Genomic DNA, 17,529 nt, shown 5'->3' with positions numbered 1-17,529 from the left:
TGGTGGCCTCCCTTACCAGACGTAGGCGAGGACTTCCCCGCCCACCTTCTGCTTGGCCGCCTGGCGATCGGTGAGCAGGCCGGAAGACGTGGAGATAATCGCCACGCCGAGGCCGCCCAGGACCTTGGGCAGGTTGGTGGATTTCGCGTACACGCGCAGGCCGGGCTTCGACACGCGGCGCACGCCTGCAAGGCTGCGCTCACGGGAAGGGCCGTACTTGAGGTCGACGATGAGGGTCGTGCCCACCTCGGCGTCCTCGGTGCGGTAGTCGGAGATGTAGCCCTCGCGCTTGAGGATCTCGGCGATGTTCACCTTGATCTTCGAGGACGGGAGCTTGACCTCGTCGTGGTACGCCGTATTGGCGTTACGCAGACGCGTCAAGAAGTCTGCGATGGGGTCGGTCATGGTCATGGCTGACCTGTACACCTTTCTCGGTGCGGTTCCCATGCAACACCGGGATATCCCGGCCGTGGGCCTACATCGAACTCGGTTTCGATGCGGGTTCGCGGCGGTGCCGCGAACCCATGACAGCGTGGCGGTGGGCGGAGGCCGTCGGCGCTCCGCCCACCGTTCACGTCACCAGGAGCTCTTGTGAACTCCCGGAAGCTCACCGCGGTGTGCCATCTCGCGAAGGCAGATGCGGCAGAGTCCGAACTTGCGGAAGACCGAGTGCGGGCGCCCGCAGCGCTGGCAGCGGGTGTAGGCGCGCACCGCGAACTTCGGCTTGCTGTTGGCCTTGTTGACCAGTGCCTTCTTAGCCATGGGCTCAGTTCTCCTTGAACGGGAAGCCGAGGTGCTTGAGCAGGGCACGGCCTTCTTCGTTGTTGGTGGCGGTCGTCACGACGGTGATGTCCATGCCGCGCGGGCGGTCGATCTTGTCCACGTCGATCTCGTGGAACATCGACTGCTCGTTCAGGCCGAACGTGTAGTTGCCGTTTCCGTCGAACTGGTTGCCGTTGAGGCCACGGAAGTCCCGGATGCGGGGCAGCGCGATGGACACGAGGCGGTCCAGGAACTCCCACATGCGGTCGCCACGAAGCGTGACGCGGGCACCGATCGGCATGCCTTCGCGCAGCTTGAACTGTGCGATGGACTTACGAGCCTTGCGGATCTCGGGCTTCTGGCCGGTGATCAGTGCGAGGTCGTTGACCGCGCCGTTGATCAGCTTCGCGTCGCGGGCGGCGTCGCCGACACCCATGTTGACGACGACCTTCACGACGCCGGGGATCTGCATGACGTTCGCGTAGCCGTATTCCGACTGCAGCGCGTCGCGGATCTCCTCGCGGTACCGCACCTTCAGGCGCGGCATGGTCTTGGTCTCAGTGGTGGTCATGTCAGATGTCCTTCCCGTTCTTCCGGGAAATCCGAACGCGCTTGCCGGTCTCCTCGTCGACGCGGTAGCCCACGCGCGTGGCGTTGCCGTCCGAGTCGATGACCGCAACGTTGGAAACGTGGATCGGGGCCTCTTGCGTGACGATGCCGCCGGTGGAGGCACCACGCTCGTTGGCCGAGACTGCGGTGTGCTTCTTGATGCGGTTCACGCCCTCGACGAGGACACGGTTCTGCTTCGGGTAGGCCTCGATGACCTTGCCCTTGGCGCCCTTGTCCTTACCCGAGATGACGAGAACGGTGTCGCCCTTGTGCACCTTCATCACAGCACCTCCGGAGCAAGCGAGACGATCTTCATGAAGCGCTTGTCGCGAAGCTCGCGACCGACGGGTCCGAAGATGCGGGTTCCGCGAGGATCGTTGTCGCCCTTGATGAGGACGGCAGCGTTCTCGTCGAACTTGATGTACGAGCCGTCCGGCCGACGGCGCTCCTTGGTGGTGCGCACGATAACGGCCTTGACGACCTCACCACGCTTGACGTTGCCGCCGGGGATCGCCTCCTTGACGGTGCCGACGATGATGTCACCGATACCGGCGTAGCGACGGGACGAGCCACCGAGAACGCGGATGCAGAGAATCTCCTTGGCACCCGTGTTGTCGGCGACGCGCAGTCGCGACTCCTGCTGGATCACTTACTTCTCCTTGACCTGGATTGGTATGTACGTCAGATTTCCGACCTGGACGTACGCGGTCGTCGTTTGCTCGCGGCGCACATACGCTGGGCGCACGGGTCCCGTGAGCAACCCGTCCAGAGTAGGCCATATACCGTACCCAGGGCAAATTAGCGAACCGTGTGCTCGGTCCCCATGCCTCTGGTCCGGGTGTGCCTGCCCGTTCCGTACGTCACTCCGGTGAAGAACAGCACCCCCACCACCCGAGTGATCGGGTGCCGGGGGTGCTGTCGAGATACTTCATCGACGATGCCGGAAGCCTACTTGGCCTTCTCGAGCACCTCGACCAGACGCCACCGCTTCGACGCGGACAGCGGACGGGTCTCCATCAGCTGCACGCGGTCGCCGACGCCGGCGAGGCTGTTCTCGTCGTGTGCCTTCACCCGGGTGGTACGGCGGATGATCTTGCCGTACAGCGGGTGCTTCACACGATCCTCGAGCTCGACAACGATGGTCTTTTCCATCTTGTCCGAGACGACATAGCCGATGCGAACCTTGCGGCTCGCGCGCTCTTCGTTTGTACTCACTGTCTTTTCCTCACTCATGCCACATCACCCGTGTTCGGGCCGGTGGCCAGTCCGAGCTCACGCTCGCGCAGCACCGTGTAGATACGTGCGATCTCGTTACGAACGACACGCAGCCGACGGTTGTTGTCCAACTGTCCGGTGGCCATCTGGAAGCGCAGGTTGAACAGCTCTTCCTTGAACTCACGGACCTTGTCGGCCAGCTCTGCGTCGCTCAGCTCGCGGAGTTCCGCGGCGGGGGTACCGGTAGCCATCAGAACTGCTCCTCCCTCGTCACGATGCGGCACTTGCAGGGGAGCTTGTGCATCGCGCGACGCAGGGCCTCGCGAGCAATCTCCTCGTTCGGGTAGCTCATCTCGAACAGCACCCGACCGGGCTTGACGTTCGCGACCCACCACTCGGGGGAACCCTTACCGGAACCCATGCGGGTTTCGGCCGGCTTCTTCGTGAGGGGGCGATCCGGGAAGATGTTGATCCAGATCTTGCCGCCACGCTTGATGTGCCGGGTCATGGCGATACGAGCGGACTCGATCTGCCGGTTGGTGATGTAGGCCGGCTCGAGAGCCTGGATGCCCCACTCACCGAAGGTCACCTGGGTTCCGCCCTTGGCGGCACCCGTACGGCTCGGATGGTGCTGCTTGCGGTGTTTGACCCGCCGTGGGATCAACATGCGTCAGCCCTCCTTGTTCTCAGTCGAAGCGGGGGCGTCGGCCGAGGCTGCGCGGCCGGCGTCGGTGCTCGTCGCCGTGGTGCCCGACGCGCCGGAACGACGCGGGCGGGTGGGACGCTCACGACGCGGACGGTCGGCGGGAGCAGCTGCAGCAGCAGCGAGCTCACGACGGCCACCAACGATGTCGCCCTTGTAGATCCAGACCTTCACGCCGATACGACCGAAGGTGGTCTTGGCCTCGTACAGGCCGTAGTCGATGTCCGCACGCAGCGTGTGCAGCGGAACCCGACCCTCACGGTAGAACTCCGAGCGCGACATCTCGGCGCCACCGAGGCGGCCCGAGCACTGCACGCGGATGCCCTTGACGTTGGGCTGACGCATGGCCGACTGAATGGCCTTGCGCATCGCCCGACGGAAGGCAACACGGTTCGAGAGCTGCTCGGCGACGCCCTGCGCCACCAGCTGAGCCTCGGACTCCGCGTTCTTGACCTCGAGGATGTTCAGCTGGACCTGCTTACCGGTCAGCTTCTCGAGCTCGGCGCGAATGCGATCGGCCTCGGCGCCGCGGCGACCGATGACGATGCCCGGGCGTGCGGTGTGGATGTCCACACGCACACGGTCACGGGTGCGCTCGATTTCGACCTTCGCGATGCCTGCACGCTCGAGGCCGGAGGCCAGGAACTTACGGATCGCGACGTCTTCCTTGACGTATTCCGCGTACTGCTTGTCTGCGTACCAACGCGACTTCCAGTCGGTGGTGATGCCCAGACGGAAGCCGTGCGGGTTGATCTTCTGGCCCACTACTGAGCTCCCTTCCGGCGGTTGCGAGTCGAACCCGACCGAGATGCGACGCTTTCCACGATCACGGTGATGTGGCTCGACCGCTTGCGGATTCGGAACGCACGGCCCTGGGCACGCGGCTGGAACCGCTTCAGGGTCGCACCCTCGTCCACATACGCCGTCGCGACGACGAGCGTGCTGGGGTCGAGGTTGTAATTGTTCTGCGCGTTCGCAGCAGCAGAGGCGATCACCTTGGCGACCGGCTCGGCCGCGGCCTGCGGCGCGAACTTGAGGATTGCGAGGGCTTCCTCGACGGACTTACCGCGAACGATGTCGACGACGCGGCGCGCCTTCATCGGGGTTACGCGCACGTGGCGCGCAACAGCCCGAGCGCTGTTGGTTGTGGTTTCAGTGCTCATCGACGCTTGCTCTTCCGGTCGTCCTTGATGTGGCCCTTGAACGTACGGGTCGGTGCAAATTCACCGAGCTTGTGGCCGACCATCGAATCCGAGATGAACACCGGCACGTGCTTGCGTCCGTCATGGACGGCAAACGTGTGACCGATGAAGTCCGGCAGAATCGTGGAACGGCGCGACCAGGTCTTGATGACCTGCTTGGTGCCCTTCTCGTTCTGGACGTCGACCTTCGCCAGGAGGTGGTCGTCGACGAACGGGCCCTTCTTGAGGCTGCGTGGCATTCTCTAACTCCCTCCTTGACTAGCGCTTGTTCTTGCCGGTGCGGCGACGACGGACGATGAGCTTGTCGGACGCCTTGTTCTTGCGGGTACGGCCTTCCGGCTTACCCCAGGGGCTGACCGGGTGGCGACCACCCGAGGTCTTGCCCTCGCCACCACCGTGCGGGTGGTCGACCGGGTTCATCACGACACCACGGACGGTCGGGCGCTTGCCCTTCCACCGCATACGGCCGGCCTTACCCCAGTTGATGTTCGACTGCTCGGCGTTGCCGACCTCGCCGACGGTGGCGCGGCAGCGCACGTCGACGCGACGGATTTCACCGGACGGCATACGCAGCGTGGCGTAGGTGCCTTCCTTACCGAGGAGCTGGATGCTCGCGCCGGCGGAACGTGCCATCTTGGCGCCGCCACCCGGACGCAGCTCGACTGCGTGGATGGTGGTACCGGTCGGGATGTTGCGCAGCGGCAGGTTGTTACCCGGCTTGATGTCGGCCGTGGGGCCGGACTCGACCGGAGCACCCTGCATCAGGCCCTTGGGGGCGATGATGTAGCGCTTCTCGCCGTCCACGTAGTGGAGCAGCGCGATGCGAGCGGTGCGGTTGGGGTCGTACTCGATGTGAGCGACCTTCGCCGGGATTCCGTCCTTGTCGTTGCGACGGAAATCGATCAGGCGGTAGGCGCGCTTGTGGCCGCCACCCTTGTGCCGGGTGGTGATGCGACCGTGCGCATTACGTCCACCACGACCGTGAAGCGGGCGAACCAGCGACTTTTCGGGCGTCGACCGAGTGATCTCGGCGAAGTCCGACACGCTGGCGCCACGACGGCCCGGCGTAGTCGGCTTGTACTTACGGATTGCCATGAGTCTTCTCGTCCTCTATCTCTCGAGAGTTCCGATCGCTACGCGACCGGGCCTCCGAAGATCTCGATGGGCTTGCTGTCGGCGGCCAGGGTCACGAGCGCGCGCTTGGTGTCCTTGCGCTTGCCGTAACCGGAGCGGGTCCGCTTGCGCTTGCCCTGACGGTTCGCGGTGTTGACGCTGGTCACCTTGACGCCGAAGACCTTCTCGACGGCAATCTTGATCTGCGTCTTGTTCGAGTCCGGGTGAACCAGGAAGGTGTACGTGCCGTCTTCCATCAGTCCATAGGACTTCTCGGAGATGACGGGAGCCAGCAGGATGTCGCGCGGATCGGCGATCGTGCTCACTTGGTCTCCTCCTTGAATTCCTGGCCGGACTCTGCCGGGCCGTGGATGAACGCGTTCAGCGCTTCGACGCTGAACACGACGTCGTCGCTGTAGAGCACGTCGTAGGTGTTCAGCTGATCCGGCGCGAGCGCGTGGACGTTCGGAAGGTTCTGCACCGACTTCCACGCCGCCACGTCTTCACGGCCGACGACGAGCAGGACCTTCTTGCGGTCGCTGATTTCGCCGAGGAACGTGCGAGCACTCTTCGTCGACGGGGTCTGACCCGCGACGAGTTCGGTGATCACGTGGATGCGCTCGTTGCGTGCCCGGTCGGAGAGGGCACCGCGGAGAGCGGCAGCCTTCATCTTCTTGGGGGTGCGCTGCGAGTAGTCGCGCGGCTGCGGGCCGTGGACGACGCCGCCACCGACGAACTGCGGTGCACGGGTCGAACCCTGGCGGGCGCGGCCGGTGCCCTTCTGGCGGTACGGCTTCTTGCCGCCGCCGCGGACCTCGCCACGAGTCTTCGTGGAGTGCGTGCCCTGGCGAGCCGCCGCAAGCTGTGCGACGACGACCTGGTGCAGCAACGCGATGTTCGCGGGAGCGTCGAAGATCTCCGAGGGGAGATCGACGGTGCCGTTGGACTGGCCACCGGGCGCCTTGACGTCCAGCGTCAGCTTGGTTGCGGTCTCGGTGCTCATGCCCGTGCACCACCCTTCACTGCAGTCTTGACGATCACGAGGCCGCCCTTACGGCCGGGGATCGCGCCCTTGATCAGCAGCAGACCGTTCTCGGCGTCCACCTTGTGGACCGAGAGGTTCTGCGTCGTGATGCGGTCGGAGCCCATCCGGCCGGACATGCGCGTGCCCTTGAACACGCGGCCCGGGGTGGCGCAGCCACCGATGGAACCCGGACGACGGTGCACAGCCTGCGCACCGTGCGAGGCACCCTGGCCCGCGAAGCCGTGACGCTTCATGGTGCCGGCGAAGCCCTTGCCCTTGGAGGTGCCGGTGACGTCGACGAATGCGCCGTCCTCGAAAACCTCTGCGGTGAGTTCCTGGCCGACCTCGTAGTCCGAGGTGTCCTCGACGCGAAGCTCGACGAGGTGGCGGCGCGGGGTCACGCCGGCCTTGTCGAACTGGCCGCGGACGGGCTTGTTGACCTTGCGAGGCGCGATGGCACCGAACGCGAGCTGCACGGCGTTGTAGCCGTCGCGCTCCTCGGTGCGAACCTGCGTGACCACGTTCGGTCCGGCCTTGACGACGGTCACCGGAACGACCCGGTTGTTCTCGTCGAAGACCTGGGTCATGCCGAGCTTGGTGCCCAGGATTCCCTTGATCTGGTTAGTCATGTGTTATCTCCGCTGCGTCTTCCGAAGCTCACTGAATGTTGACATCGACGCTCGCCGGAAGGTCGATACGCATAAGCGCGTCGACAGTCTTCGGCGTCGGGTCGAGGATGTCGATCAGCCGCTTGTGGGTACGCATCTCGAAGTGCTCGCGCGAGTCCTTGTACTTGTGCGGCGAACGAATGACGCAGTACACGTTCTTTTCTGTAGGCAACGGCACCGGGCCGACCACGCGGGCACCCGTACGGGTGACCGTCTCGACGATCTTGCGCGCAGATGCGTCGATCGCCTCGTGGTCATAGGCCTTGAGCCTGATGCGGATCTTCTGTCCCGCCACGCTTAGTGTCCTTTTCTTGCCGCGTTTCGTAGCACCCGATCAAGCCGGGAACCACCTCGTCTGCACAGTTCCCCAGGGGAACGGCGACAGAGAACAGCACTGAAATACACATTGCGAGCCGGGGTCACCCGATCCGCTGCCGCTGTTCATCTGTCATTGTTCTCCGGTCCACGCGGTCGGGCGTGTCGCCCAGTCGCTCATTCCCCGGTGACGAAGCTCTGGGCTTCGACACCGCAAAGAACGGGACCGAATGCACTCATACGAGCGCACGCTGGTACTGCTTCCGTCTTGCATTGTGGCCGCAACCAACCCTCGGGTCGATCGGCGACTGTCACGATTTCCCGATCCGAGCCGCGAAACAACCCATGGCCCGGTCAAGGCAACCCGACCAGTATGCAGGAGTCCACGCGAGAGTTCAACTCGGCACCCTTCGTGGTCTCGCTCAGCCGGCAACCGGGTGCCGACTATCCCACCGGATTCATCGGGGGCGCGCGTAACGGCGCCGCCGCCCCGAAGGTGTTGGTGGGATCGGGCCCTGGTCCCGGCTGCACCCTCCCCACCTCGGGAACACGAGCGATCGCGGGCACGAGCACCGGCTCGTCACGCCAAATCGGCAGTGCGGCTTGCACTTCCAGGCCGAGGGCGATGAGTTCGGCATCCTGCCAGGGGCGCGCGCCGAGTTGCACGCCCACCGGCATCCCCGTGCCCCCCGACCGCCCCGCCGGAAGCGTCACCACGGGCGCGCCCGCGTAGTTCGCCCACCGCACGTCGCCCACCACGCCCGCCGTGACGCTGACACCGAGGAACTCGTCGCGACGCGCACCGTCGACCGCCGACCCCGCCACCGCGATGGCATCGAGATCCTGATCGGCGAACATCCGGTTGTACTCCGATTGGTAGCGGAGCCTGTCGCGTTCGAACTGGAAGTAGTCACCGGCGGGCACCCCCAGCGACGCCACGGCAGCGGACACCAGCGCCGCCTTGTCCGGCCGGTACAGCCCGAGCCGATCTCCGAACTGCTGATGGTAGGAGCCCATCTCCACCTGATCGCCCGTCGCGAGCGACGACGGCAGTGGCGGCATGGTCACCGGCACGGTCACGGCGCCGAGCGCACGCACGACATCGAGGAATCCGTCGACGACCTGCTGCACCGCAGCCACGGGCGCGGGACAGGGATCGACCGGTACCCCGATCCTGATCCCGGAGAGAGGCGCCGCCCCACCGCTGGCGGCGACCGGGTACCCGCCCTCCGGAACCGGGCGCCCGAGGGAGGTGATCGGATCGTCGGCGTCCGGCCCCGCAAGCACGGACATGAGCAGAGCAGCGTCTCCGAGACTGCGCGCCATCGGCCCGACATGGTCTCGGGTCCAGGTGAGCGGGATCATGCCGTACGAGGTGATGGCCCCGTAGGTGGGTTTGATCGACGAGACTCCGCACGCACTGGCGGGCAGTCGCGCCGAGCCCCCGGTGTCACTGCCCAGAGCCAGGGGCACGAAGCGGGCCGCGAGAGCGGCTGCACTGCCTCCCGACGAACCCCCGGGCGAGAACCTCGTGTTCCAGGGGTTGCCGACCTGTGGGGTCGTGACCCCGATCGCGAACTCGTCGGTGTGCGTGTGACCCATCAGCACCGCGCCGGCGTCGTCGAGCCTCCGCCACACCCCCGAGTGACCGGCTGCGATGTTGCCCTCGAGCACCCGGCTCGACGCGGTCAACGGCAGACCGGATACCGCGAAGATGTCTTTAAGGGCGATCGGCAGCCCGCACAACGGGGAGAGGTGGGTCTGCTCGCGTCGCGCGCGGACGAGACGCTCCCCCGCCGCATCCGCCGCCTCGTAGGCGAGTTCGGGATAGAGCCGCACCCAGGCACCGATGTCACCGTCGAATGCACGGGTGCGGGTAAGGCACGACTCGAGCAACTCGCGAGGATGCAACCGGCCGGCGCGCAGGAGCGCAGCGGCGTCCACGGCGCTCATCAGCGCGGGATCGGTAGCGGTGACCGTCTCCGGCTCCGGCAGTCTGTGCCGCCCGGCCCGAGAGGCACCGGCGGAGACCGAACCCCACGCGACCAGTCCACCCGCCGCTCCCCCGATCAACTGCCGACGCGTTACTGGGACTGCCACGCCCCCACAAGACCACGGATCTGCGGATTTCGCCGGGTCGAGGGTGTCCGTTGTGATCTTGCCTCGAAAACTGGGCGGCGGCTCAATTCCTCCCACGGTCCGTTCCCACGAGGCTCGTCGATGCCTCATTGAGCCGCCTCGTTGCAGTGACGCCGGTAACATCCCCTCTCGACGGCAGCGCATCCGTCATGGTCGGCGGCACCGCCGCCGCCGGCGAAGACGAAGTTCCGATGCAGGGCGGGACCGAGGTCGACGGTGGAGTGTGATGCTGAACAGTCATGATCAGGCAGTCCTCGTGGAGGATGTGCACAAGTCGTTCGGTGACGTCGAGGCCCTCGACGGGATCGGCTTCGCCGCCGCTGCGGGGCGCGTCCTCGCCATCCTCGGGCCCAACGGAGCCGGAAAGACCACGATGGTCAAAGTCCTCTCGACGTTGTTGCGCCCCACCTCCGGGCGAGCGGTTGTTGCGGGACACGACGTCGTCACCGACGCTGCGGCCGTGCGGCGATCGATCATGATGACCGGCCAGTTCGCAGCGCTCGACGACACGCTCACAGGCCGGGAGAACCTCGTGCTCTTCGGCCGGCTGATGGGTCTCGACAACGCATCGGCGAAGCGGCGCGCCGACGACCTCCTCCGCCAATTCGACCTGGTCGAAGCCGCTCGCCGTCCGGTGAAAGGCTATTCCGGCGGCATGCGACGCCGCGTCGACATCGCCTGCGGACTGGTGGTCCGCCCGGAGGTGGTCTTTCTCGACGAACCGACCACAGGACTCGATCCGCGGAGTCGGCAGGGCGTGTGGGCGCTGGTGTCGGCGCTCAAGGATCAGGGCATCACGGTGCTCCTGACGACCCAGTACCTCGAAGAGGCGGATGTGCTGAGCGACAACATCATCGTGATCGACAAGGGCACCGTCATCGCCGAGGGCACAGCGAACCAACTCAAGGCATCGGCAGGAGGCAGTTTCTGCGAGATCGTGCCGGTCGAGCCCCGCACCCTACCGGCCATCGCGCAGTCACTCGGTGACATGGTGCCGCCGGAAGCCCGTGCCGCGTTCGCCCTCGGGGCCGAAGGAGACGAGGACAGGATCTCGATCCCGGCACCCGACGGAGCCGCGACTCTCACCGAGGCTCTTCGGCGCCTCGAACAGCTCGACGTGGAACTGGCGGATATCGGGCTTCGGAGACCATCGCTCGACGATGTGTTCCTGCGTCTCACCGGACATACCGCGACGCCCGTACCGGGTGAGGCGCCCGCGGACCCGTCTGCCGGAGAACGACCGGAGGTGGCGGTGGCCGGGGAACTACCGTGACGACACGCACCGACCGGGCGCCACTCCCCGATCCTCCGTCGACCGGCTCGTCCTCTCCGGGTCCGGGCGACTGCCCCGGCGGAGACCATCGCCGGATCGCGCCCGCCGCACCGAAGCAATGGTGGGTGCTGACCACGCGTGCGCTGCGGACGATGGCGCGCAACGGCGAACTCGTGGTCGCGGTGATAGCGCCGGTCGTCTTCGGGCTCGGGTTCTACCTGCCCCTCAAATTCGTGATGCAACTCCAGGGCATCGACTACGCGCAGTTCCTGATGCCGATCATCGTGCTGCAGTCCATGGCGTTCACCGCGATCTCCGCGGCTCAGCTTGCTGCGTCGGAGGCATCGACCGGACTGATGACACGAATGCAGACGATGCCGGTGGTGGCTGGGATACCGATGCTCGCCAGATTGGCGGCCGGGACTGCCCGGTCGATCGTGTCTCTGATTGCGGCCATCGGATTCGGCTACGCGATCGGTTTCCGGTTCTCGGCGGGATTCGGCCAGGCGGCCTTGTTCTGCGCGACCGCACTCGCCATCAGTGTTCTGCTGTGCCTGGGCGCCGACGCGATCGGAAGCCTGTCCAAGAGCCCGGAGGCGACGTCTCAGGCACTGACACTGCCGCAGCTGATCCTAGGAATGCTCTCGTGCGGATTCGTGCCCGAGAGCGGCTTTCCCGAATGGATCAGGCCGTTCGTCCGCAACCAGCCCATCTCGCAGTTCTCCTTCGCGATGCGCGACATGGCGCAGGACGGAGTGACATGGGAAGTCTTCAGGCCGAGTGTGTTCTGGATGATCGGGCTCGCTGTGGTCTGTCTTCCGGCAGCTCTCTGGGCCACGACGAGGAGGGGGTGAGCGAATGAGCGACACCGTCGAATCACGCCCGGACGGCACGGTTGTGTACCCGGTACCCGACCGTGTGCGGGACGAGAACTCTCTCCCCGCGTTGTGGGAGCACAGCAGGTTGCAGTGCGGGCGCCTCCTGCTGCGGTGGGCGCGCGACCCGGTGACACTGATCCAGGCGTTGATCTACCCGGCGCTAACGTTGGTGATGTTCCGGATCGTGCTCGGGGACAGCATCACCGCCGCGACCGGGCAATCGTCGATCTTCGGTACCGTTCCCATGATCGTGCTGGTCGGCGCGATGTTCGGGTCGGTGGTGAGCGCGGTCGGGCTGCGCGCCGAGCGCGACTCCGGACTGCTGGGACGCTTTTACACCCTGCCGATCCATCGTTCGGCCGGACTCGTGGGCCGCCTCATGGCAGAGACGACGCGAGTCTTCGCGACATCCCTCGTGATCTTCGCCGCGGGCGTGGTGATGGGTTTCCGGTTCACCCAGGGCCTCGGCGCTTCTGTCCTGCTCTTCGTTGTCCCGCTGATCTTCGGTATCGGCTTCGCGCTGATGGTGACGGTGCTGGCAACCGTTCCTGGCCGAATTCCCCTGGTGGAACTGGTGTCGATCGTCTGCACGATGCTCATGTTCTTCAACTCGGGATTCGTGCCGGTGATGGCATACCCGACCTGGCTCCAGCCGATCGTGGCGAACCAGCCGATGTCGTGCGCAATCGACACGATGCGAGCGCTGGCGATCGGCGGCCCGGTGGCCGAACCGTTCGTGAAAACGCTTGCGTGGTCGCTCGGAACCGTGGCGGTGTTCCTCGTCCCGGCGATCAGAGGGTACCGGCGCGCGGCGCAGAACGGCTGACGAACCGGGCAGTCCAGGCGGCAGAAAGCAGTGAAGCCTCTCCCACAGGTGGAAGAGGCTTCACGCGTTCACGGTCGTTGTCAGAGGCCGAGGGCCTTCTGCAGTACGGGCCACGAATCCTTCAGGTCGTCCTGCCAGTAAGCCCACGAGTGGGTACCGGAGTCACGGAAGTTGAAGGTGGCGGGGATTTCCAGCTCGTTGAGCCGGTCGTGGAGATTGTGCGTGCAGTAGTTCGTCGCGGCCTCGATGACACCGCCGACGACGACCTGGTTGGCGAGCTTTCCCGCATTGCCGTCGATCTCCGGGCCGTCGAGGGTGTCGTACCGGCCGGGAAGTCCGGTGCCGTTGGAGACGTAGAGCTCGAGACCACGAAGTTTCTCGGCGTTGACGTACGGGTCCTTTTCCACCCAAGTCGGGTCGTCGGGTTCACCCCACATGTTGCGGACGTCGTCGGCACCGCCCCACACCTCGGTGGTGACCCTGATGAACTCGTGGCCGATCGGATCGGAGGTCTGCGCGCATCCGCTGTAGGCGGCCACGCCCTTGTAGAGACCCCCGCCCGCGATCGCGAGCTGGAGCACAGAGGTACCCGATGAGGACAAACCGGCGATCGCGTTCACGCCGTTGGTTCCCAGTGCCGCATCGATCAGCGGAGGAATCTCCTTGGTCAGGAAGGTCTCCCATTTGTGCAGGCCGAGGACCGGGTCCTCCTGCTTCCAGTCGGTGTAGTAGCTCCACTTACCACCGACCGGCGTGACGATGTTGAGATTCTTGTCCTTGAAGAAGTCTTGCGCATCGGTACGCAGACGCCAGCTCGCTGCGTCCTCGCCACCGCCGGCACCGTTGAGCAGGTACAGCGTGGGGCGCGGTTCGCTGGTGTCTGCGGGACGCGTCACGTCGAGCTGAATTTCCCTGTCCATCGACGCGGAGTGGACATAGACACGGAGTTCCCGATCGCTGTCTTTTTCGATGCGGGTGATGCGCGAGCCGTTTTCGCTCGTCGCGCTCTCGAGCGGCTGCAGCGTGTCCGCGACCGGATCGGCCGCCGCCGGGGAGACCAGTAGAGCGGCAGAGAACAACGCGCACGCTGCGCCTGCAGTCAGGACGCGAAGTCGTCCGGATCCTCGTCTCGGATGCTTCATACGGTTCTTTCACCTTTTCGAGTTGCACAGCGTGGTCGACATCAACAGCGCCTCGTCCGAGGCGAGTACGAACGGAACGTACCCGATCGCAGCCTACGTACAGTTACATGCGTCGCATTCCGGCGGCAACTTGTTACAACACCACATTCCGTTTGAGGTAGTGGTCGAGCACGGGGCCGATCTCCGCGAGCGCCTCGGGCGAGGTCATGTCGTCGTGGCTGCAGTCGATCGGTACATCGGTGACATGTCCGGTCACGAGGTGAGCCCACCGGTTCGCCGCTCCGTGTCGGGCGGGCGGATGGTCGGCTGCACTGAAATACAGGATGTCACCGTCGAACGTTCCCGGGAGATGCGATGCGATCAGTTGTCCCGATCGGACGGCGCTTCGGTACAAATTGCGGAAACGCCCGAGGGTGAGCGTGCTGAGCGCAGTCACGTCCTGCGCCATCGTGTCCCAGAGCCTTTGGATGTGTTCGTCGGAAAGGGCCGCCACATCGTCCGGGTCCTCGAGCATCACGCCGATCTGTGCGAGGTTGTCGCGAATGGCGCGGCGGAACTCCGCTGCCTCGAGATTCCAGTGGCTGTCCAGCATCACGAGGCTCTCCACGGACTCGCCCTGCTTCTGCAACTTCACGGCGACTTCGTGTGCCACCACTCCTCCGAGCGACCATCCCATCAGGTTGTACGGTCCCTCGGGCTGCGCCGTCCTGATCTCCCGGAGATAGTCGTCCGCCATCTCCGCGATGGTCCCGGGAAGGTAGTCGTCGTCCGACAGTGCGCGCGTCTGTATCCCGTACAGGGGCCGATCGTCCACGAATCCGGTCAGGCCCGAGTAGGTCCACGCGAGGCCGTACATCGAATGGATGCAGAACAACGGGTTTCCGGAACCGTGCGTACGGAACGGCAGCAGAACCTGTACCGCGCCGTCCGTGAGCGGATCGAAGTCCTCCTCGCTCCCGGCATTGGTTTCGATGCGGTGCGCGAGTGCAGCCACCGAGGAGTCGGTGAACAGCCACTGGACCCGAACTTCGACGCCCGTCTCCTTCTGCAGCCGGCTGGCGACCTGCGTCGCGATCAAGGAGTTGCCTCCGAGGGCGAAGAAGTTGTCGTCGAGACCGACGCGCTCGAGGCTCAACACGTCCGCAAACGTCGACGCCACAGTCTGTTCGACGGTTGTCTGCGGCGCCCGGAACTCGCGAGCTTCGAAGGTGGGGGAAGGCAAGGCCTTGCGGTCCAACTTGCCCGACGAACCCACCGGCAACTCGTCGAGCACCATCAAAACCGACGGCACCATATACGCGGGCAACAACCCCGAGACGAACCCCGCCAACTCGTCACGATCGACCGTGGCCCCCACAACAGGCACCACATACCCCACCAGCTGATCCCCGAGATCCGAGGCCGACACCACCACCGCAGCCTGAGCGATCGACTCGTGCGACACCAACGCCGCCTCGATCTCACCGAGCTCGATCCGCAACCCCCGCAACTTCACCTGAAAATCGGTACGACCGATGTACTCCAACTCACCAACAGCAGACCACCGCACCAGATCACCCGTGCGATAAAGACGCTCCCCCACACCGAACGGCGACGCCACAAAACGCTCCGCAGACAAATCCGGCCGACCCACATACCCCCGAGCCAACTGCACACCCGACAAATACAACTCACCCGCCACACCCACCGGCACCGGCGCAAGTCGACCATCGAGCACAAACACCTGCGTATTCCACACCGGCGCACCGATCGGAACCGACACCACATCGGCATCGGACACCTCGTGGAACGTCACATCCACCGCAGCCTCGGTCGGACCATACAAATTGTGCAACCGCACCCCCGGCAGCACCGACCTCAACCGGCCCGCCACCGACGCGGGCAACGCCTCACCCGACGCGAACACCAACCGCAACGACACCGCCGCCCCCACCGACGCCTCCGCCACGAACACCGCCAACATCGACGGCACAAAATGCGCCACCGACACCGAACGCTCCGCCATCACCTTCGCCAGATACGCCGGATCACGATGACCGTCCGGAGCAGCCACCACCAACCGCGCACCCACACCCAACGGCCAGAAAAACTCCCACACCGACACATCGAACGTAAACGGCGTCTTCTGCAACACCACATCATCTCGGGTGAGCGAGTACTCGTGCTCCATCCACTCGAGACGATTGACAATCGACCCGTGCGAGACCGCCACACCCTTCGGCCGGCCCGTCGACCCCGACGTGAAAATCACATACGCCGTATTCGACGGCCGCACCGGCGCGGTCCGCTCCGCATCCGACACCGGCGCGGTCGACACCTCGGCAAGATCAAGCGTGTCGATCGACACCACCGGCACCGACCCGGACCCGGAATCAGAATCGGAATCGGAATCGGGAAGCTCGAACCCGTCCCGCGACGTCGACACCACCAACACCGGCGCCGCAGACTCCACAATGAAACCATTACGCTCTACCGGCTGATCCGGATCGATCGGCACATACGCGCCGCCCGCCCGCACAATCGCATACATCCCCACCAGCAGATCCAACGACCGGCGAACCGCCAACCCCACCGTCGTCTCCGGACCCACACCCCGCGAGATCAGATACCGCGCAAGCTGATTGACCCGCGCATCGAACTCGCCGTATGTCAACGACTCTTCTTCGAACACCACCGCAATCGCGTCGGGATTCGAAAGGACCTGCGCATCGAACCGGTCCAGCAACGTTCCTTCGGGCACCGGATGCGCCGTATCGTTCCACCGCTCGAGCACCGTCACACGCTCATCGGCGCCCAGCAGATCGATATCCCCGACACGCCGCGCCGGATCGGACACCACCGTTTCGAGGATCCGCACGAACCGCTCCGCGAACCCCTCCACCGTCGAAGCATCGAACAAATCGGTGGCATACGTGAACTCCGCACCCCAACCGGCGGCTGAACCGTCCTCCGCGAACCCCTCCGACACCGTCAACTGCAAGTCGAACTTGGCGATCTGCGCGTCGAAGTCGACACCCGAGACACTCAGACCAGGCAACTCGAGCTCCGCAGCCGCGATATTCTGGAAAGTCAACATCACCTGGAACAACGGATGACGCGCCTGCGAACGCGCAGGATCGAGCACCTCCACCAACCGCTCGAACGGCACATCCGCATGGGCGAACGCTTCGAGGTCCGCCGTGCGAACGGTGTCGAGGAATTCGCCGAACGGGACAGCCCCGTCGAGGGAAGACCGTAGTACGAGCGTGTTGACGAACATGCCCACCAGATCATCGAGCGCAGCCTCACCACGCCCCGCGATCGGCGTCCCGATCGCAACATCGGACTGTGCGCCCAACCGCGACAGCATCACCGCGAGAGCGGCATGGACCACCATGAAATCCGTTGCGCCACTGAGACGGGCAAGATCGGTGATACCCGCACGGACGCGTCGATCGATCGTGAACCCGTGCGACGCACCCCGGTAACTCGACACCACCGGGCGAGGCCGATCCCCCGGCAACGTCGACTCCTCCGGCAGATCCGCGAGGGTGGTGCTCCAGAACTCGGTTTGCCGCGCCAGCAGCGACTCCGGATCCGACTCCTCGCCCAGGACCTCACGCTGCCACAACGTGTAATCCGCATACTGGACTTCCAACGCCGACCACTCCGGGACCGCAC

22 protein-coding genes are annotated in these 17,529 nt (G+C 65.1%); 3 read left to right on the top strand and 19 right to left on the bottom strand.

Annotation, left to right across the window (positions count from 1 at the left end; translation table 11 throughout):
* Nucleotides 1-12: 12 nt before the first annotated feature.
* The 17 genes from rpsH to ACFWU2_RS12755 form a co-directional block, all read right to left on the bottom strand.
* The gene (rpsH, locus tag ACFWU2_RS12835) at nucleotides 13-411 is read right to left on the bottom strand and encodes a 30S ribosomal protein S8 (RefSeq protein ID WP_169619967.1); all 399 of its coding nucleotides are present in this window, start codon (nucleotides 409-411) and stop codon (nucleotides 13-15) included.
* A 165-nt stretch (nucleotides 412-576) separates the two neighbouring features.
* Nucleotides 577-762, bottom strand: coding sequence for a type Z 30S ribosomal protein S14 (locus ACFWU2_RS12830; RefSeq protein WP_072699601.1), 186 nt, complete (start codon nucleotides 760-762; stop codon nucleotides 577-579).
* Nucleotides 763-766: 4 nt separating this feature from the next.
* Complete coding sequence (gene rplE / locus ACFWU2_RS12825) at nucleotides 767-1,333, bottom strand: 50S ribosomal protein L5 (RefSeq protein WP_169619968.1); 567 nt, start codon at nucleotides 1,331-1,333, stop codon at nucleotides 767-769.
* A gap of 1 nt (nucleotide 1,334) precedes the next feature.
* Nucleotides 1,335-1,652, bottom strand: coding sequence for a 50S ribosomal protein L24 (gene rplX / locus ACFWU2_RS12820; RefSeq protein WP_072699603.1), 318 nt, complete (start codon nucleotides 1,650-1,652; stop codon nucleotides 1,335-1,337).
* On the bottom strand, nucleotides 1,652-2,020 hold the full coding sequence (gene rplN / locus ACFWU2_RS12815) for a 50S ribosomal protein L14 (protein ID WP_072699604.1): 369 nt from the start codon (nucleotides 2,018-2,020) through the stop codon (nucleotides 1,652-1,654). Before rplN ends, rplX begins: the two co-directional genes overlap by 1 nt.
* 299 nt (nucleotides 2,021-2,319) lie before the next feature.
* Entirely contained in the window at nucleotides 2,320-2,604 is a 285-nt protein-coding gene (rpsQ, locus tag ACFWU2_RS12810; protein ID WP_378606331.1) for a 30S ribosomal protein S17, read from the bottom strand.
* Entirely contained in the window at nucleotides 2,601-2,837 is a 237-nt protein-coding gene (rpmC, locus tag ACFWU2_RS12805) for a 50S ribosomal protein L29 (RefSeq protein WP_072699606.1), read from the bottom strand. Before rpmC ends, rpsQ begins: the two co-directional genes overlap by 4 nt.
* Nucleotides 2,837-3,253, bottom strand: a complete 417-nt coding sequence (gene rplP / locus ACFWU2_RS12800; RefSeq protein WP_072699607.1) for a 50S ribosomal protein L16 — start codon at nucleotides 3,251-3,253, stop codon at nucleotides 2,837-2,839. The genes rpmC and rplP overlap by 1 nt, the downstream gene beginning before the upstream one ends.
* A 3-nt stretch (nucleotides 3,254-3,256) precedes the next feature.
* Nucleotides 3,257-4,054 (bottom strand): 30S ribosomal protein S3, encoded by a 798-nt coding sequence (gene rpsC, locus ACFWU2_RS12795; protein WP_378606328.1) that lies wholly within the window; start codon nucleotides 4,052-4,054, stop codon nucleotides 3,257-3,259.
* Nucleotides 4,054-4,452, bottom strand: coding sequence for a 50S ribosomal protein L22 (gene rplV / locus ACFWU2_RS12790; RefSeq protein WP_169619970.1), 399 nt, complete (start codon nucleotides 4,450-4,452; stop codon nucleotides 4,054-4,056). The genes rpsC and rplV overlap by 1 nt, the downstream gene beginning before the upstream one ends.
* Nucleotides 4,449-4,730, bottom strand: a complete 282-nt coding sequence (rpsS, locus tag ACFWU2_RS12785) for a 30S ribosomal protein S19 (protein WP_072699610.1) — start codon at nucleotides 4,728-4,730, stop codon at nucleotides 4,449-4,451. Before rpsS ends, rplV begins: the two co-directional genes overlap by 4 nt.
* A 19-nt stretch (nucleotides 4,731-4,749) precedes the next feature.
* On the bottom strand, nucleotides 4,750-5,586 hold the full coding sequence (rplB, locus tag ACFWU2_RS12780; protein WP_378606325.1) for a 50S ribosomal protein L2: 837 nt from the start codon (nucleotides 5,584-5,586) through the stop codon (nucleotides 4,750-4,752).
* Between the two features lie 38 nt (nucleotides 5,587-5,624).
* Nucleotides 5,625-5,930: a 50S ribosomal protein L23 gene (rplW, locus tag ACFWU2_RS12775; RefSeq protein WP_072813738.1), complete on the bottom strand. Its 306-nt coding sequence runs from the start codon at nucleotides 5,928-5,930 to the stop codon at nucleotides 5,625-5,627.
* Nucleotides 5,927-6,607, bottom strand: coding sequence for a 50S ribosomal protein L4 (gene rplD / locus ACFWU2_RS12770; protein ID WP_169619972.1), 681 nt, complete (start codon nucleotides 6,605-6,607; stop codon nucleotides 5,927-5,929). Before rplD ends, rplW begins: the two co-directional genes overlap by 4 nt.
* Nucleotides 6,604-7,257, bottom strand: a complete 654-nt coding sequence (gene rplC / locus ACFWU2_RS12765; protein WP_169619973.1) for a 50S ribosomal protein L3 — start codon at nucleotides 7,255-7,257, stop codon at nucleotides 6,604-6,606. Before rplC ends, rplD begins: the two co-directional genes overlap by 4 nt.
* 28 nt (nucleotides 7,258-7,285) lie before the next feature.
* Nucleotides 7,286-7,591, bottom strand: a complete 306-nt coding sequence (rpsJ, locus tag ACFWU2_RS12760) for a 30S ribosomal protein S10 (protein WP_003938093.1) — start codon at nucleotides 7,589-7,591, stop codon at nucleotides 7,286-7,288.
* Nucleotides 7,592-8,055: 464 nt separating this feature from the next.
* Complete coding sequence (locus ACFWU2_RS12755) at nucleotides 8,056-9,711, bottom strand: amidase (RefSeq protein ID WP_378606322.1); 1,656 nt, start codon at nucleotides 9,709-9,711, stop codon at nucleotides 8,056-8,058.
* A 265-nt stretch (nucleotides 9,712-9,976) separates the two neighbouring features.
* On the opposite strand from ACFWU2_RS12755, the gene ACFWU2_RS12750 reads away from it, so the two are divergent.
* The 3 genes from ACFWU2_RS12750 to ACFWU2_RS12740 are packed head-to-tail and all read left to right on the top strand — an operon-like array spanning nucleotide 9,977 to nucleotide 12,727.
* Nucleotides 9,977-11,023 (top strand): ATP-binding cassette domain-containing protein, encoded by a 1,047-nt coding sequence (locus ACFWU2_RS12750; protein ID WP_378606319.1) that lies wholly within the window; start codon nucleotides 9,977-9,979, stop codon nucleotides 11,021-11,023.
* The gene (locus ACFWU2_RS12745) at nucleotides 11,020-11,877 is read left to right on the top strand and encodes an ABC transporter permease (protein WP_378606316.1); all 858 of its coding nucleotides are present in this window, start codon (nucleotides 11,020-11,022) and stop codon (nucleotides 11,875-11,877) included. The genes ACFWU2_RS12750 and ACFWU2_RS12745 overlap by 4 nt, the downstream gene beginning before the upstream one ends.
* Nucleotides 11,878-11,881: 4 nt before the next feature.
* Complete coding sequence (locus ACFWU2_RS12740) at nucleotides 11,882-12,727, top strand: ABC transporter permease (protein ID WP_378606313.1); 846 nt, start codon at nucleotides 11,882-11,884, stop codon at nucleotides 12,725-12,727.
* Between the two features lie 80 nt (nucleotides 12,728-12,807).
* Here the strand turns inward: ACFWU2_RS12740 and ACFWU2_RS12735 are convergent, their stop codons facing one another.
* Complete coding sequence (locus ACFWU2_RS12735) at nucleotides 12,808-13,869, bottom strand: alpha/beta hydrolase (RefSeq protein ID WP_378606310.1); 1,062 nt, start codon at nucleotides 13,867-13,869, stop codon at nucleotides 12,808-12,810.
* A gap of 133 nt (nucleotides 13,870-14,002) precedes the next feature.
* Nucleotides 14,003-17,529: amino acid adenylation domain-containing protein (locus ACFWU2_RS12730; protein ID WP_378606307.1), on the bottom strand; the 3,527-nt coding region annotated here is incomplete at its 5' end.

Origin of the sequence: Rhodococcus sp. NPDC058639 (assembly GCF_042717545.1) — a bacterium.
In the GTDB taxonomy this organism is placed as follows: domain Bacteria; phylum Actinomycetota; class Actinomycetes; order Mycobacteriales; family Mycobacteriaceae; genus Rhodococcus.
Note: the sequence above shows the minus strand (reverse complement) of the source record. Positions and strands in the feature narration are given on the sequence as shown.

What these genes read in the sequence shown, in the direction of transcription:
- rpsH (WP_169619967.1), bottom strand. Translation starts at nt 411, where the DNA reads ATGACCATGACCGACCCCATCGCAGACTTCTTGACGCGTCTGCGTAAC.
- ACFWU2_RS12830 (WP_072699601.1), bottom strand. Translation starts at nt 762, where the DNA reads ATGGCTAAGAAGGCACTGGTCAACAAGGCCAACAGCAAGCCGAAGTTC.
- rplE (WP_169619968.1), bottom strand. Translation starts at nt 1,333, where the DNA reads ATGACCACCACTGAGACCAAGACCATGCCGCGCCTGAAGGTGCGGTAC.
- rplX (WP_072699603.1), bottom strand. Translation starts at nt 1,652, where the DNA reads ATGAAGGTGCACAAGGGCGACACCGTTCTCGTCATCTCGGGTAAGGAC.
- rpsQ (WP_378606331.1), bottom strand. Translation starts at nt 2,604, where the DNA reads ATGAGTGAGGAAAAGACAGTGAGTACAAACGAAGAGCGCGCGAGCCGC.
- rpmC (WP_072699606.1), bottom strand. Translation starts at nt 2,837, where the DNA reads ATGGCTACCGGTACCCCCGCCGCGGAACTCCGCGAGCTGAGCGACGCA.
- rplP (WP_072699607.1), bottom strand. Translation starts at nt 3,253, where the DNA reads ATGTTGATCCCACGGCGGGTCAAACACCGCAAGCAGCACCATCCGAGC.
- rplV (WP_169619970.1), bottom strand. Translation starts at nt 4,452, where the DNA reads ATGAGCACTGAAACCACAACCAACAGCGCTCGGGCTGTTGCGCGCCAC.
- rpsS (WP_072699610.1), bottom strand. Translation starts at nt 4,730, where the DNA reads ATGCCACGCAGCCTCAAGAAGGGCCCGTTCGTCGACGACCACCTCCTG.
- rplB (WP_378606325.1), bottom strand. Translation starts at nt 5,586, where the DNA reads ATGGCAATCCGTAAGTACAAGCCGACTACGCCGGGCCGTCGTGGCGCC.
- rplD (WP_169619972.1), bottom strand. Translation starts at nt 6,607, where the DNA reads ATGAGCACCGAGACCGCAACCAAGCTGACGCTGGACGTCAAGGCGCCC.
- rplC (WP_169619973.1), bottom strand. Translation starts at nt 7,257, where the DNA reads ATGACTAACCAGATCAAGGGAATCCTGGGCACCAAGCTCGGCATGACC.
- ACFWU2_RS12750 (WP_378606319.1), top strand. Translation starts at nt 9,977, where the DNA reads ATGCTGAACAGTCATGATCAGGCAGTCCTCGTGGAGGATGTGCACAAG.
- ACFWU2_RS12740 (WP_378606313.1), top strand. Translation starts at nt 11,882, where the DNA reads ATGAGCGACACCGTCGAATCACGCCCGGACGGCACGGTTGTGTACCCG.
- ACFWU2_RS12735 (WP_378606310.1), bottom strand. Translation starts at nt 13,869, where the DNA reads ATGAAGCATCCGAGACGAGGATCCGGACGACTTCGCGTCCTGACTGCA.